This window comes from Shewanella sp. FJAT-51649 (assembly GCF_019457435.1).
Taxonomy (GTDB): Bacteria; Pseudomonadota; Gammaproteobacteria; order Enterobacterales; family Shewanellaceae; genus Shewanella; species Shewanella mangrovisoli.
Map to the genome: position 1 here is coordinate 2883054 of NZ_CP080411.1, position 15350 is coordinate 2898403.

Consider the following 15350-nt stretch of genomic DNA (forward strand, 5'->3'; position numbering starts at 1 on the left):
TGACCCGACGAAGATATAGATAGGGATAGCGCGGGTTTCAGCGCAATTGAGGGATTTGTAAATAACAATGGGGTCAAACGACCCCATTTCATTAACATAGTTCGCTATTTTGCGAGAGTTTGCGGCAATGTCAGCCCGAAGCTTTGCCACAGGAAGCTGTAAATGTCGGCAAACTCGTCGATCTTCATCGCCGTCGGTTTGCCCGCACCGTGCCCTGCATTGGACTCAATGCGCATAATGACGGGTTTATCGCCCTGCTGCTTCTCTTGCATCATGGCGGCAAACTTAAAGCTGTGTAGCGGTACCACGCGGTCATCGTGATCGGCCGTCATCACCATAGTTGCAGGATAGGCCTGCGCTTTAACGTTATGGTAAGGCGAGTAAGCCAATAACGCAGGGAATTGCTCAGCGTTGTCGGCACTACCGTATTCACTGGTCCAAGCCCAGCCAATAGTGAACTTGTGGAAGCGCAGCATATCCAGCACACCCACGGCCGGTAACACAGCGGCAAACAGTTCTGGGCGTTGAGTGACAGCAGCGCCCATCAACAAACCACCGTTACTGCGACCATAGGCACCTAACTTAGTGCTGTTGGTGTATTTTTCGTTGATTAGGTATTCGGCCGCCGCAAAATAGTCATCAAACACATTTTGCTTTTTATCGAACATCCCTGCTTGGTGCCAGCTTTCACCGTAATCCGCGCCGCCACGCAAACTTGGTACGGCGTAAATGCCGCCCATATCTAACCAAGCGATGTTGGCAGGACTAAAACGCGGCGTCATTGAAATCGCAAAACCACCATAGGCATAGAGCAGCGTTGGGTTTTGACCATTCTTCACCAGCCCCTTCTTGTAGGACACCATCATAGGGACGCGAGTACCGTCCTTGCTGGTGTAGAACACTTGCTCAGACACATAGTCATCGGGATTGAACGACACCTGCGGCTTAGCGACCACTGTCGACTCTGCGGTTTTAAAATCGAACTTATAAGTAGTTTCGGGTTGAATATAGCTGTTAAAGACATAGTAGAAATAGTCTTTGCTCGCCTTGCCGAAAGGTCCGGCGACATTACCTTTACCAGGTAAAGTGACATCCTGACGCTTTTGTCCGCCCATGCTGAAAATCGATAACTGCCCCAATACATCGTGCAAATAACTCACGACTAAATGGTCATTAATAATGGCCACTTTATTAATAGGATCTTTCGATTCTGGAATAATGGTTTGCCACTGGGATTTATCACTATTACGGGTATCGATGGCAATCACTTTACCGTTTGGCGCATCTAAATCGGTCTTGAAATAAAATACGGCGCCATCATTACCTAAAAACTCATATTCCGCTTCGAGGTTAAGGATTAATTCCACCACCTGCGCTTTAGGTTCAAACAGTGATTTATAGAAGAAACGATTACGTTTGTCTGTGCCTTGGGAAATTGACAACAGTAAATATTCGCCCTGCTCAGACACATCGATGCCGAAGCCCCAATCTTTATTTTGTGGGCGTTCGTAAATCAATAAATCTTGGCGCTGATCAGTGCCTAATTTGTGGTAATACACTTTTTGATTAAAATTCACATCGGCCAGTAAATCACCGCCCGCGGGCGCATCGTAACGGGCATAGAAAACACCTTGGTTTTCCTTATCCCACACTGCGCTGGAGAATTTAATCCAGTTGAGTTCATCTTTAAGCTTTTTACCCGTGGCAATATCGATAAACTGCCACTGCTGCCAGTCAGAGCCTGACTTAGACACTCCATAGGCTAAAATCTTGCCGTCATTACTGACAGATACGCCGGAAAGCGCCACAGTTCCATCGGCTGAAAAACCATTTGGATCCAGTACAGGTTTCTCAACGCCGTCTTTGCCTTTTACATAGAGTACAGATTGCGCTTGTAAACCATCGTTACGGTAATAAAACTGGTTATCGCCATTCTCGAAAGGAGCTGAGATTTTCTCGTAGTTCCACAGCTCTGTGATACGGTCAACCACGGCTTGTTTGTTGGGGATCTTCGCCAAGTATGCTTGACCAAAGGCCTGTTGTTCTTTTACCCAGCTTTCGGTTTCTGGCGTGTTTTCTTCAAGGTGACGGTAAGGATCCACCACTGCAACACCGTGAATCGTCTCGACTAAGTTGTCTTTTCGGGTTTCAGGGTAAACCAATTTGTTGGCGCTGACCTGCTGTGCGGCCTCTTCTGGCGTATTGCCACTCTGGCAGGCGGCCAACGCCATGCCCAATGTGGCCACTAATAAACCTTGCTGGGCAAGGCGAAATCTTAATGCCATCTTTTATCGTCCTTTTGGTGATGTCCGGCTTAACGCTCTTTTGCAGCAAGTACTATACAAGCAAAATTTTTCATGGCAATGCCACAGCAAAAGATGAGCTTTTCTCGCTAAGAGGCAAGATTTAACAAAGTGGTAGCAATGATGAGTTTATTGAAGTGTATTTTTATGCATTAATTCTGACTGACAAGTTGTTAATCAAGCTAAATAGTGACTTAAGTGAGCCAGATCACTTAATTATCCATTAGTTTTGCTAATGTGTCAGGGCAATTTTTCTCGTTTGCTTGAGCCTTTGGGACACACTAGAATGTGCTTGTTTTCAGGAGATATCCGCTAGCGGATATGGAAAACAAAGAACTTTTAAACTGGTGTCTTTTTAAGATGTCAGTTCATCCCTGGTTCTTATGCTTGACTTCCTTCCTTCAATTTGTTGATTGCAAATGCATTTTTTGCGGCCCGCTTAGTTTAAGCGGGCTTTTTTTTATCTCGATTCAAACACACAGCTAAACTCTAGCGATTTTCAGTCGTTTTTTGTTACATAAAAATCCCCGAGAACCACACGCGATACAAGCCATATGGCAAGAATCGTGTTCAGCCTAAGTCCCACAACAGCAAACCATGACAAATAGTAATCCACTGTGAGACGCTATAAACAATCGGATTAACGTGCGTCTATAGCACCAAAATGAGCACTTGTCAGTTAGGAAGTAAAAATAAGGCTACGGTGAGCCGCTATTCCCGCCATAGTTCCCGAGGCGATGGCAAGTGTTGCACTTTGCATCTGGTTGGATAGATCACCTGCAACAAACACCCCAGACAAAGAGCTTTCCTTCTGCGCATCCACTTTAACAATATTTCCAAATGGGCCTGCTTCAAGCGCTAAACCTAACATATCAATCAGAGGCGTTGGTAACTGGATTTGCGGCGCAACAAATAAACCTTGTAATGCAACCATGCGCCCATCTGCGAGTACCACGTGGGTGAGTAATTCACCATCACCATGCACTGAAACTATTGGGGTGGTTTCAATTTGCACTTGCCGTTTGGCAAGGGCATGACGTTCAACATCGTTGGGAACAAAGGCTTGTTGCGTAAATAATGTCGTCGGCCCCCAATCAGGCAGCATAAGGGCTTGATGCATGGCTAATTCGCTACTTGCCAGAACCCCCAAGGATTTGCCCCGCAATTCATAACCATGGCAATAAGGACAGTGAGCAACGGCTTTCCCCCAATATGTCGCTACCCCCTCAATATTTGGCAATGTATCTTGAATACCCATAGCTAAAATCAACCTCTGACAACGAATATTCATACCGTCAGCCGTTAAGACCGCATAACCCGTTTGTGTTTGTTCGACACCAATGGCTTGCGTTTCCTGCAACGAAAAACTTGGATACTGCTCCAACTGTGCAAGGACAGTCGTTCTTATTTCCGCTGGCGTCTTACCATCTAGGCCAAACACCCCATGTGAGGCATGGGCAAACCTATTCCGTGGTTGATTAGCATCAATGACCACAACCTTTCGCTGCGCCCTTGCTAATTGCAAAGCGGCTGCTAACCCAGCAAAACTACCACCAATAATGACAATTTCGACTTGCATAAATCACCCCTTTCATTTGTGTAACTTTTATTGTTACATGATAATATTGTGAGAATCAACACATGTAACTTCAAAAGTTTCATGATATGCTTCGACGAAATAGCCATAGGTGTTGTATGAGAAAAGACAGTCGATTATCGCGTGTATTACACATTCTTGTGCATTTAGATGCATTTGCAACGCAGCTCACTTCCGAAAAAATGGCCGAAATGATTGGAACTAACCCCGTGGTGGTTCGCCGAACAATGGCGCTACTGCGAGATCAAGGTTATGTCACCTCAAGTAAAGGGCATGCTGGCGGCTGGGCTTTGGCAAAACCACTTGCCAAGATCACTCTGTTGGAAATTCATCAAGCACTAGGAGACAGTGCCTTGTTTACGATTGGCCTGACTGATGAACACAATAACTGCCCTATTGAAATAGCCGTCAACGACGCATTAAAGGACGTGATGCAAGAAGCCGAGTCATTGTTACTGCAACGATTTGGTGAGATCACCTTAGATAAATTGGCGTTTACTCAATAGGTATAATGAACGCATAAACTGTGAGAAGAAAGAAACCAACAATGCCAAGTCCGAAGACTTGGCATTGTTGGTTTAAATGAGGTGTATTTAAACTAAACGAAACTAGAACTTAGAGCCAAATATCACATCAGCGGCTTACTGATCCGGATAACGACGCGGCGGTTGAGTGCTCGCTCCTCAATATCATCATTCGACGCCACATGACGGCGCTCACCATGGCCGACTGTGACTATTCTATCCTGCGGAATACCACTGGCGACAAAGAAATCTTTTACCGATTCAGCGCGCTTGTCCGAGACTTTTTGGTTAACGGAGCGGCCACCGTAACTGTCGGTATAGGCATCGACTAGCACTAGCTCCACATCCGGATCGTAGGACAAGTATTCCTGAATGCGGGAAAGCTGCTGCTGTGAGAAACGGGTTAAATCGGTGCCGCCTTCTTCGTAATTAAGTACGGTAAAGGCGATATCCTCGAAACTGTATGGCAATAAGTGTGATAGGCACGACTTAAACTCAGCATATTTACGGCCAAAGTTCGCCGCCGACAGCCCTACCGCAATTTTATTCGATTCGTTATACCAATCGGCATAATAAAAAGTAGGCTCCATGCCACGGCTCAGTTCGCTCAACATCGACCAAGCGGCACGCTTAGGTACTTCACCATTAAAATATTTTTGGTAACGTAATGAAGTGATTTCTTTCGATACCACACCAGGACGCCACTGGGGGGCGCGACTCATCAAGGTCGCCTGTGTGACTTGGTCCGGTTTCACCCACATGTCCAAGGTAAAGTTAAGATTTAACTGTTTACCCGCTTCGCTGGTGAAAATAGCTTTACCGTAGGACGGAATATCATGCTCAAGACGGCATACGATGGGGCTGTTTTGACTGACTCGCCATTGGGACTCCCCCAAAGAGGCCACATAGTGGCGCAACTCTGCCATTGCAGTTGCTGGAACGCATAAAATTGATACTAATATCAGTTTTCGCCACATAGCCCTTACTCGTGTTTATTCGGTTACAAAGTTTTATCGGCAAACTTTTTAGTTCCTTTAGCTCATAAAACCACCAATCAAACATGACACATCCTAGTACATTTAGCATAATAGCGCCCTATCATTTTTCTTGGGTACTTTAATGAGCGATATTAGCGACGCAAACAAATTGAAACACCGATTTCGAGGCTACTTTCCGGTAGTGATAGATGTCGAAACCGCGGGCTTCAACTCTCAAACCGATGCGTTGCTGGAAATAGCCGTCACGCTGTTAAAAATGGATGATGAAGGCTTGCTCGGCATTGATAAAACCCTGCATTTCAATATTGAACCCTTTGAAGGCGCCAACTTAGAACCTGAGGCACTGGCCTTTAATGGTATTGATCCCACCAATCCATTACGCGGTGCCGTAAGCGAAAAAGAAGCCTTTTTAGAGATTTTTAAAGCCGTTAAAAAGGCGCAGAAGGCCTCAGATTGTCACCGCAGTATTATCGTGGCGCACAATGCCGCTTTCGATCATGGCTTTGTGAGTAAAGCGATTGAGCGCTGTGACTTAAAACGATCCCCCTTCCACCCTTTTGCCACCTTTGATACTGCAACACTCGCGGGCTTAGCGATTGGCCATACCGTGCTGGCCAAAGCCTGCATCATGGCGGGGATCCCCTTCGATAATAAAGAGGCTCACTCAGCACTTTACGATACCGAGCGCACCGCAGAGCTGTTTTGCCATATCGTCAACCGCTGGAAGCAGTTAGGTGGTTGGCCATTATTAGCCGCGGGTAAGTCAGAGGATGCAGATGGTGAGGAATAAGCGTTAATGCTTATCGACCGTCCAATAAAAAAGCTGCCCTGAGGCAGCTTTTTTATTACAAGAAAATCTGCAAATTACAGAGAGCTTGCGTTTTCTGCTAAGTAAGCCGCAACACCTTCAGTGCTTGCGTTCATACCTTTGTCGCCTTTTTCCCAACCCGCTGGGCATACATCACCGTGCTCTTCGTGGAATTGCAGAGCGTCGATCATACGCAGCATTTCGTCAACGTTACGGCCTAATGGCAGATCGTTAACCACTTGGTGACGTACCATACCTTCTTTGTCGATCAGGAATGAACCACGGAAAGCCACGCCAGCTTCTGGGTGCTCAACATCGTATGCTTTACAGATGTCGTGTTTAACGTCAGCAACTAAAGTGTATTTCACTTGGCCAATACCACCTTTTTCTACTGGGGTGTTGCGCCATGCGTTGTGAGTGAATTGAGAATCGATAGATACACCGATCACTTCAACACCACGCTTAGTGAACTCTTCCATGCGGTGATCGAAAGCGATCAACTCTGATGGACAAACGAAAGTGAAGTCAAGTGGATAGAAAAATACAACCGCTGGCTTACCTTTGATGGCCGCAGTTAAGTTAAAGCTATCTACGATTTCGCCAGAACCTAATACAGCTGCAGCAGTAAAATCAGGAGCCGGACGGCCTACTAATACGCTCATTTTATATCTCCATCTATGAGTTGAACTAACTATTAAAGTAAAACATCCCTTAAACACGCTTGCACCGATTTGCGCGAGTGTCTTTGAGGGAGCTTACCAATCAAATCTTTAGGCATTATAAGTCGTGCGTTTTGCCTTACAACCTATTTAAGACCAATATCACATTTTTCAAGGGCATTTTGCCACTACTGCTTAAGGATAGAGCAATCTGGACGACTGGTAAGCGTTCGAGAACACATTCGTCTAACAGTAAAAACCCACCCAATTCACATTTTCAGATATTTTTCAGATTAAGCCGCCGTAAACTGGACAGACACGGCCTTTGCAGTCAAAAATAGTCCCTTTGGTTTACAGAATTAAGATATTGTCTATGAATGCAGTCGTTATTGCGGTGTGTTTAATGTTAGCCCTCAGTTTAGCGAGGGTGAATGTGGTGATTGCACTCACTATCAGTGCCCTCGTTGCCGGTTTGGTCGGGGGAATGGATCTGCATCAAACGATTGATGCCTTCAATACGGGATTAGGTGGCGGCGCACAAATCGCCCTCAGTTATGCCTTACTCGGGGCGTTTGCCGTAGCACTCTCCCATTCGGGCCTAACTACACTGATCTCCAACTCCATCATTAAAAGCCTTGGCAAGGACCCCAATGCCACCAACACCAACTGGGTGCGCTGGTTATTGTTGTTATCCCTGCTTGCTATGTCGATGGCGTCGCAAAATATCCTGCCGATCCATATTGCCTTTATTCCGATACTCGTGCCGCCGCTGCTGCATGTGATGACCAAGCTGAATATCGACCGCCGTCTGGTCGCCTGCGTGCTGACCTTTGGCCTTGTGACCACCTACATGATTTTACCCGTGGGCTTTGGTGGGATTTTCTTGAATGATATTTTGCTCTCTAACCTGACGGGCAATGGATTGGTCGCCGTACGCGATCAAATTCCCCCTGCTATGCTGATCCCCGCCGCCGGTATGGTGGTTGGCTTGTTGATCGCAGTATTTTTCAGTTACCGCAAACCTAGGGTTTACGACGAAGCTAAGGTACTGACCGCCGAGCCTGAAGAAAGCCTCAATAAACGCAATATTGTTATCGCTGCGTTTGCGATTCTGGCGACCCTGTTTGTGCAACTTGAAACCGATTCGATGATCTTCGGCGCCTTAGTCGGCTTTATGATCTTCAGTTTTTCGGGCGCGCTCAAGCACGTTGCCGATCAAGATATTTTCACTCAAGGCGTGCGCATGATGGCCAATATCGGCTTTATCATGATCTCCGCTGCAGGTTTTGCTGCGGTAGTCAAAGAAACCGGCGAAGTCGGCACACTTGTCTCGTCATTAAGTTCATTGATTGGCGACAATAAAGCCCTCGCCGCCTTTTTGATGTTACTGGTCGGCCTTTTGATCACCATGGGCATTGGCTCGTCCTTCTCGACCATTCCGATTATCGCGACGATTTACGTGCCCTTAGCCTTAAGCTTTGGTTTTTCAGTGCCCGCAACTATCGCGTTAGTCGGCACCGCTGCGGCCTTGGGCGATGCTGGCTCACCAGCATCTGACTCAACATTGGGCCCGACCTCGGGTTTAAATGCCGATGGTCAGCACGACCATATTCGCGACAGCGTGATCCCAACCTTTATCCATTACAATATTCCTTTACTGGTCTTTGGTTGGATTGCCGCCATGGTGCTCTAGGGCTGATAGCAATAAAAAAGCGTGGCAAGACCACGCTTTTTTATGCCTAATTTTTAATGTCTAGCTCTAGCTAGCTCAATAAAAGGAACTCAGCGCTGGCTATTATCGGACACATGCCCACCCTTTTTGGCCTTATCCACGTATAAAGCCTTATCCGCCGCCTGTAACACTGAGTCAAAGGATGGATAGTCGCTCGAATCGGCCACCCCGCACGATACCGTTAGCATGCTTAAGAACTGGCGCTGCTCAACATTCTCTTTAAGCTTATGAGCAAGTTGTAACGCTTTATCTTGGGAGCAATTACTGAGGATCACCACAAATTCGTCCCCACCAGTGCGGATGAACAAGTCATTCTCCCGAAATACCGCCCGCATGGCTTCAACAATTTGCAGAATTGCCATATCGCCCAGTTTATGTCCGTAGGTGTCATTGATGGTTTTGATTTTATCGCCATCGATACAGATCACCGCATACAGGCCCTCAGTCGCCGCCTTGAATGTCAGTGTCTCATAGACCTTCTTATTGTAGGTTTTAGTAAAAGGATCCTGCAGCATCGCCTCGCCGAATCGTTGACGTTCTACTCGCAGCTGTTTAAGGCGCATATACCTGAGTTGGAAGATAACAGTTAACACGCACAACAAGAACCATAGGGGAACATACTGAACCACAAAGCGTAATACACTGACTTTGTAGGTTAATGTGGTGAGGTTATCCAAATGATTACTCATGGGATAAAACAAGAACTCGGGCGTAATACGCGTCCAGAGGCTGTCGCCAGTGATCACGATATCGGTGCCATAAGGGGTCATCACCGACTCATAGTCTTTACCCCGCATAAATCCCGATGCCATAAATGCCGTATCGGCAATCACATCCCCCCACATATGCGCAGGATCGTGGGAAGATGAAATCGGCGCCGCCATAGAGAAAATAACATTTCCTGTAATTTCATCGACGTAAGGAATCGATAACACGATACCGTCCGCCAAGGACTCCGCCGATGCGTCCTTACTGCAATAATGCAGCCGCTGACAGAACTCATTGGTCAAAATATGATCGTGAATTAATCGGTTTTTCACTTCTTCCGGAATTGGGGATGCCACATACAAGGCATTGCTTTTATATAAGCCGATATAGACAAAAGCCCCGCGAACCGCATTCTTGCGACTCGAGTAGAGGTAGTCAAAATAACGAATAATTTGCTCTTCCTCCGGTAGCAAATGGCTCCCGGGAGGCAATAATAAGCGCGAAGGGTCGAGCTTAAAGGGCCCAAGTAGCGCGCTATCAAAATCAATAATATCGTGTAACGACAAGCCTTTTCCTAGCAGCTCCACATAACTTGGCACAGTGTGTTTTGCCCTCAGGAAATGAACGAAGGCCTTATGTTCCTTGTCGATTTTGAAGGGTAAGAGGATCAGCAGCAGGACAACAAATATCAATGTTGCCAGTGAACAGGATTGACGAACCAGTGCCCAACTGAGTTTTGTACTAATCATAATCCCTGCGATCATCTTACTTAAAATGAATTGAATATAACGAACAATTGCATTGTTCAAGTATTAAATTGAAATAAATCTTATTGTTAACTCTAGTTCAAGCACTGGGAAGGGGCGATGAATATTGTATTACGAACGCCAAAAACAAAAAGGGAGCCTAAGCTCCCCTATCGAATCTTAATGACGGTTAAGTCATCTCGTTTTTATTTAGTACCGAAGATTTTATCACCAGCATCGCCTAAACCAGGCAGAATATAGCCTTTCTCGTTTAAGCATCTGTCGATAGCGGCAGTATACAGCTCTACATCTGGGTGAGCCGCTTCAAGGGCTTTAATCCCTTCAGGCGCGGCAACTAACACTAGGGCTTTAATTGATGTACAACCGCGTTTTTTCAGCAGGTCGATAGTCGCAATCATAGAGCCGCCAGTTGCCAGCATAGGGTCAACGATCAGCGCGATACGTTCGTTCATGTCGCTGGCCAGCTTTTCAAAATATGGCACAGGCTCTAAGGTTTCTTCGTCGCGGTAGATACCTACAACCGAAATACGCGCACTTGGAATATGCTCAAGTACGCCGTCCATCATGCCTAAACCCGCACGCAGGATTGGCACAACAGTCACTTTTTTGCCCTTGATCTGATCCACATCCACTGGACCATTCCAGCCTTCAATCGTAACAGTTTCGGTTTCGAAATCTGCGGTAGCTTCATAGGTTAACAAGCTGCCCACTTCGGCGGCTAGCTCACGGAAACGTTTAGTGCTAATGTCGCCTTCACGCATCAGGCCGATTTTGTGACGCACTAACGGGTGTTTAACCTCGACAACTTTCATTTTTCTCTCCTACTGTTGTTCGCGAAATATCTTAGGCAAATTTTTCAGATTTTAGATGATTTGTTTATTGGGTAAAACATAAAGTTTTGCCATTCGAGCTAATCGTGAGCAATATCCCAAGAATTATTGCCTATCGCTTAAGATACACCCATTCATCTACTATTTTATGACCAATCGCAGGATAGAAAATGTGAAATATCCCCCTGTGAAGCTAAAAATACTCCCCGCAAGTCGATAAATCCAAATCATGGCTTTCGACCCCTAGCACAAGCTGGTAGAATACCGCCGCATAAAAATCCAATAACGATGTACCCGAGAGGATCCTCCGTGAGCACTCCTACCCCACTGAGCTATAAAGACGCTGGCGTTGATATTGATGCTGGTAATGCACTGGTAAGTAACATTAAAGCGGCTGTTAAACGTACCCGTCGTCCAGAGGTAATGGGCAACTTAGGTGGTTTTGGCGCATTGTGTGAATTACCCACTAAATACAAGCAACCTGTTTTAGTGTCAGGCACCGATGGTGTTGGTACTAAATTGCGTTTAGCTATCGATTACAAAAAACACGACACAGTCGGTATCGACTTAGTGGCCATGTGTGTGAACGACTTGATCGTTCAAGGCGCTGAGCCGTTGTTTTTCCTCGATTACTACGCAACAGGCAAGCTCGATGTAGAAACAGCAACCTCTGTTGTTAACGGCATCGGCGAAGGTTGTTTCCAATCTGGTTGTGCGTTAATCGGCGGCGAAACCGCTGAAATGCCAGGCATGTATGAAGGCGAAGATTACGACCTCGCAGGTTTCTGTGTGGGCGTGGTTGAAAAGGCCGACATCATTGACGGGAGTAAAGTGGCTGCGGGTGATGCGCTGATCGCCTTAGCCTCAAGCGGTCCTCATTCAAATGGCTATTCATTAGTGCGTAAAGTATTAGAAGTCAGCCAAGCGGACCCTCAACAGGATCTCAATGGCAAGCCATTGATCCAACATCTGTTAGAACCAACCAAAATTTACGTTAAATCATTGCTCAAGCTGATCGAAGCATCAGACGTGCACGCAATGGCGCACATCACTGGCGGCGGTTTCTGGGAAAACATCCCCCGCGTACTGCCTGAAAACTGCAAAGCCGTTATCCAAGGTGATTCATGGCAGTGGCCTGTCGTTTTCAATTGGTTAATGGAAAACGGTAACATTGCAGAATATGAAATGTACCGCACCTTTAACTGTGGTGTCGGCATGATCGTTGCGCTGCCAGCCGATAAAGTCGATGCCGCACTGGCACTGCTCGCCGCCGAAGGCGAACAAGCTTGGCTAATCGGTGCTATCGCTGCTCGCGAAGGCAATGAAGAGCAAGTGGAGATCCTGTAATGCCCCAAAGCTGTCGTGTAGTTGTATTAATTTCCGGAAATGGCAGTAACCTGCAAGCCGTTATCGACGGTTGTGACGATAATCTGCAGGCCGAAGTTGTCGGAGTGATCAGTAATAAACCCGATGCCTACGGTTTAATTCGCGCCCATCATAGTGAAATTGATACCAGCTGCGTGATTGCTCATTCAGGTGAATCTCGCTCTGATTACGATGCACGGTTAATGGCAACGATTGAAAAGTACCAACCCGATTTGATCGTGTTGGCCGGATTTATGCGTATTCTGACCAACGATTTTGTGAATCGTTACTTAGGACGCATGATCAATATCCATCCTTCATTGCTGCCTAAATATACCGGATTAAACACCCACCAGCGCGCCATCGATGCGAAAGACACTGAACATGGCGCCAGTGTGCATTTTGTCACGCCAGAGCTGGATGCAGGCCCGGTGATATTACAGGCAAAAGTCCCTGTTTATGAGGATGATACCGCAGAGATGCTCGCCGCTCGTGTCCATGAGCAAGAGCATGCGATTTATCCTTTAGTGGTGAAATGGTTCAGCCATCAGCGCCTCAAGATGCAGGACGGCCAAGCCTATCTCGATGGCACCTTAATCGGACCTAACGGCTACGCCCCCGATTAAACATTGCCTCGCGAAAAAAAAGAGACCTTAAGGGTCTCTTTTTTTTCGTCTTGTCATACAAAATCATTGTTTTCTCGCCTAATGTGGCATTAGATAAGCTAACGAAAAGTGATTTTGTTCGGCATACAAGAGACTATTAGATGAAAAATATTATCTGCGATATCGATGGTGTACTCCTGCACGACAATAAACTGATCCCCGGCAGTGATAAATTTATCCACCGCGTTCTCGACCAAGGCAATCCCCTCGTTATTCTGACCAATTACCCAGTACAAACGGGTAAAGATCTGCAAAACCGCCTCAGCGCCGCCGGGATAGACGTACCAGAAGAATGTTTTTACACCTCAGCCATGGCCACCGCCGACTTTTTAAAGCATCAGGAAGGCAGTAAAGCCTTTGTGATTGGCGAAGGCGCCCTCACCCATGAGCTCTACAAGGCTGGCTTTACCATTACTGACATTAATCCCGACTTCGTGATTGTGGGTGAAACCCGCTCCTATAACTGGGATATGATCCATAAGGCCGCAGGATTCGTCGCCCGCGGCGCCCGTTTTATTGCCACCAATCCCGACACTCACGGCCCCGCTTACAGTCCAGCCTGCGGCGCCCTGTGTTCACCGATAGAGCGTATTACTGGCAAAAAGCCCTTTTATGTGGGCAAGCCCAGTTCGTGGATTATCCGCTCGGCGCTCAACCATATCGACGGCCATTCCGAAAATACCGTGATCATTGGCGACAATATGCGCACCGATATTCTGGCGGGTTTTCAAGCGGGGCTTGAGACCATTCTGGTCACCAGCGGCGTAAGTAAGCTTGAAGATATCGATAAAGAGCCATTCCGCCCGAATCATGTATTCGCCTGTGCCGGCGATATTGATGTGGTTTAACTCTTCTCTCTTTGATTAAGCTCATTTCCCCAATGTGTGCCCAATGCTTACGCCGCTGGGCACCATAAACTAAATAGAAGCTGTTTATAACTCTGTGTTAGGTTATTGATGTGGTTTTCTAAACGTCCCTTAAAATGGTTTGAAACCTGTGACAGTGTCAAATTCCAATTGTGGATCAAATTGCTAGTAATACCTCTAGAACGACATCACAAACCTCATTTTAAAACAGCTAGTTACCTCCCTACTTATTGCCATATCCATATAACGCGATAGAATGCTTCTAATAGAATTGTTTTGTGAGGCATGGATGAATAAGCAAGAAATTATCAATGAGTTAACAAAATTTAGAGAGCGTTTAGTAGACGAAGTCGTCGTAGCAGCCTACCAAAAACGCAATAAAGAATTTGGGGAACAACGCTTCTCTGCTTGGCAAAGAGCATTAAATCAATACTTCAAAAAACAATTACCAAGAGCAATAAAAAACTACAATCAATTATTCTCTCCATATGAAATTTATCAAACTAGGTATGGCGAGTCGGATGCTGACTACTTTATTAGAACCACGGGTGTCAAAGTTGATTCATTTTTAGATTCGTTAATTCTTGATATCCAAAATGATGAATATGATTTCACCCCAATCAACAAGGAAGTAACCCAAGTGGAAGCTTCACCTAAAGAAAAATCAAAAAAAGTGTTCATCGTGCACGGGCACAACAACGAAGTCAAAGAGCGAACCGCACGTTTTATACAAAAGCTAGGTTTTGAACCAATCATTCTTCACGAACAAGCTAGTGGCGGCAGTACTACAATCATCGAGAAGATCTTGGAGTATGCCAAGACAACTGGCTTCGCGATTGTCCTCTACACCGCTGATGATGTAGGTGGAATAAAGAATACAGAACCGAACGATCTTAAACCAAGAGCACGACAAAATGTTGTCTTTGAACATGGCTTGTTGATTGGCCTACTTAAGCGAGAAAATGTTGTGCCATTAGTTGCTGATAACATTGAAATACCAAACGACATTAGTGGTGTGGTATACGTTAAAGATGACTGGCAAACAGCTATAGCTAAAGAAATGAAGAAAGCAGGTTACGAGATCGACTTCAACAAGCTTTTCTAAGTTTTGATTGAAAGCCCTTACTAACACATCAGCGTCTTGTTGTTATAGTAAGGGTTACCTCCTAAGTCAGATGCCAATCATCACCGACATTTCCCCAACCCTCACGATACCACTTACAGTCCTGTCTGTGATGCCCTGTTTTCACCGATATTCTGGCGGGTTTTCAAGCGGGGCTGGAGACCATTCTGGTCACCAGCGACGTGAGCAAGCTTGAAGATATCGATAAAGAGCCATTCCGACCCAATCATGTATTCGCCTGCGCCGGCGATATTGATGTAGTTTAAATCTTAAATCGCCCGATTCTCAGCACCTTAGCGTGCTGAGAACCACAACAGACTCGATACGGTAAAGCAACATTAAGTAACATTTTTCCCCTTGGCTCTCCCTTGTTCCCCAATATCGCTTGCTTCATGATAAGGCGCG

The 15350-nt window shown here is 46.1% G+C and carries 13 protein-coding genes and 1 pseudogene; 8 read left to right on the forward strand and 6 right to left on the reverse strand.

Going from position 1 to position 15350, the window contains the following annotated elements:
• Positions 1 to 104: 104 nt before the first annotated feature.
• Positions 105 to 2285 carry a prolyl oligopeptidase family protein gene (locus tag K0H59_RS12830; protein WP_220053337.1) on the reverse strand — a complete coding sequence of 727 codons (2181 nt, stop codon included), beginning with the start codon at positions 2283 to 2285 and terminating at the stop codon, positions 105 to 107.
• A 697-nt stretch (positions 2286 to 2982) separates the two neighbouring features.
• The gene (locus K0H59_RS12835) at positions 2983 to 3882 is read right to left on the reverse strand and encodes an NAD(P)/FAD-dependent oxidoreductase (protein WP_220053338.1); all 900 of its coding nucleotides are present in this window, start codon (positions 3880 to 3882) and stop codon (positions 2983 to 2985) included.
• 116 nt (positions 3883 to 3998) lie between these two features.
• Between K0H59_RS12835 and K0H59_RS12840 the strand changes: the two genes are divergently transcribed.
• Complete coding sequence (locus K0H59_RS12840; protein ID WP_220053339.1) at positions 3999 to 4406, forward strand: Rrf2 family transcriptional regulator; 408 nt, start codon at positions 3999 to 4001, stop codon at positions 4404 to 4406.
• A gap of 122 nt (positions 4407 to 4528) precedes the next feature.
• Here K0H59_RS12840 and motY read toward each other — a convergent pair whose 3' ends face one another.
• Positions 4529 to 5401 carry a flagellar protein MotY gene (motY, locus tag K0H59_RS12845; protein ID WP_011717449.1) on the reverse strand — a complete coding sequence of 291 codons (873 nt, stop codon included), beginning with the start codon at positions 5399 to 5401 and terminating at the stop codon, positions 4529 to 4531.
• Between the two features lie 142 nt (positions 5402 to 5543).
• On the opposite strand from motY, the gene rnt reads away from it, so the two are divergent.
• Positions 5544 to 6212 (forward strand): ribonuclease T, encoded by a 669-nt coding sequence (gene rnt, locus K0H59_RS12850; RefSeq protein ID WP_220053340.1) that lies wholly within the window; start codon positions 5544 to 5546, stop codon positions 6210 to 6212.
• A 74-nt stretch (positions 6213 to 6286) separates the two neighbouring features.
• Here rnt and K0H59_RS12855 read toward each other — a convergent pair whose 3' ends face one another.
• Positions 6287 to 6892, reverse strand: a complete 606-nt coding sequence (locus K0H59_RS12855) for a peroxiredoxin (protein ID WP_011623136.1) — start codon at positions 6890 to 6892, stop codon at positions 6287 to 6289.
• A 370-nt stretch (positions 6893 to 7262) separates the two neighbouring features.
• On the opposite strand from K0H59_RS12855, the gene K0H59_RS12860 reads away from it, so the two are divergent.
• Entirely contained in the window at positions 7263 to 8582 is a 1320-nt protein-coding gene (locus K0H59_RS12860; RefSeq protein ID WP_011717451.1) for a Na+/H+ antiporter family protein, read from the forward strand.
• A gap of 89 nt (positions 8583 to 8671) precedes the next feature.
• Here the strand turns inward: K0H59_RS12860 and K0H59_RS12865 are convergent, their stop codons facing one another.
• Together K0H59_RS12865 and upp are read right to left on the reverse strand one after the other, a co-directional pair.
• Entirely contained in the window at positions 8672 to 10078 is a 1407-nt protein-coding gene (locus K0H59_RS12865; protein ID WP_220053341.1) for a GGDEF domain-containing protein, read from the reverse strand.
• 203 nt (positions 10079 to 10281) lie between these two features.
• On the reverse strand, positions 10282 to 10908 hold the full coding sequence (gene upp, locus K0H59_RS12870; RefSeq protein ID WP_011072698.1) for a uracil phosphoribosyltransferase: 627 nt from the start codon (positions 10906 to 10908) through the stop codon (positions 10282 to 10284).
• A gap of 327 nt (positions 10909 to 11235) precedes the next feature.
• Here upp and purM point away from each other — a divergent pair, with 327 nt between their 5' ends.
• The 5 genes and pseudogenes from purM to K0H59_RS12895 form a co-directional block, all read left to right on the forward strand.
• On the forward strand, positions 11236 to 12273 hold the full coding sequence (purM, locus tag K0H59_RS12875) for a phosphoribosylformylglycinamidine cyclo-ligase (RefSeq protein WP_220053342.1): 1038 nt from the start codon (positions 11236 to 11238) through the stop codon (positions 12271 to 12273).
• Entirely contained in the window at positions 12273 to 12917 is a 645-nt protein-coding gene (gene purN / locus K0H59_RS12880) for a phosphoribosylglycinamide formyltransferase (RefSeq protein WP_011623140.1), read from the forward strand. The genes purM and purN overlap by 1 nt, the downstream gene beginning before the upstream one ends.
• Positions 12918 to 13057: 140 nt before the next feature.
• Positions 13058 to 13804, forward strand: a complete 747-nt coding sequence (locus K0H59_RS12885; RefSeq protein ID WP_011626525.1) for an HAD-IIA family hydrolase — start codon at positions 13058 to 13060, stop codon at positions 13802 to 13804.
• Positions 13805 to 14111: 307 nt separating this feature from the next.
• Positions 14112 to 14927 (forward strand): nucleotide-binding protein, encoded by an 816-nt coding sequence (locus K0H59_RS12890; protein ID WP_258405842.1) that lies wholly within the window; start codon positions 14112 to 14114, stop codon positions 14925 to 14927.
• A gap of 143 nt (positions 14928 to 15070) precedes the next feature.
• Positions 15071 to 15211, forward strand: a pseudogene (locus tag K0H59_RS12895) (HAD hydrolase-like protein); the annotation flags it as partial.
• Positions 15212 to 15350 lie beyond the last annotated feature (139 nt).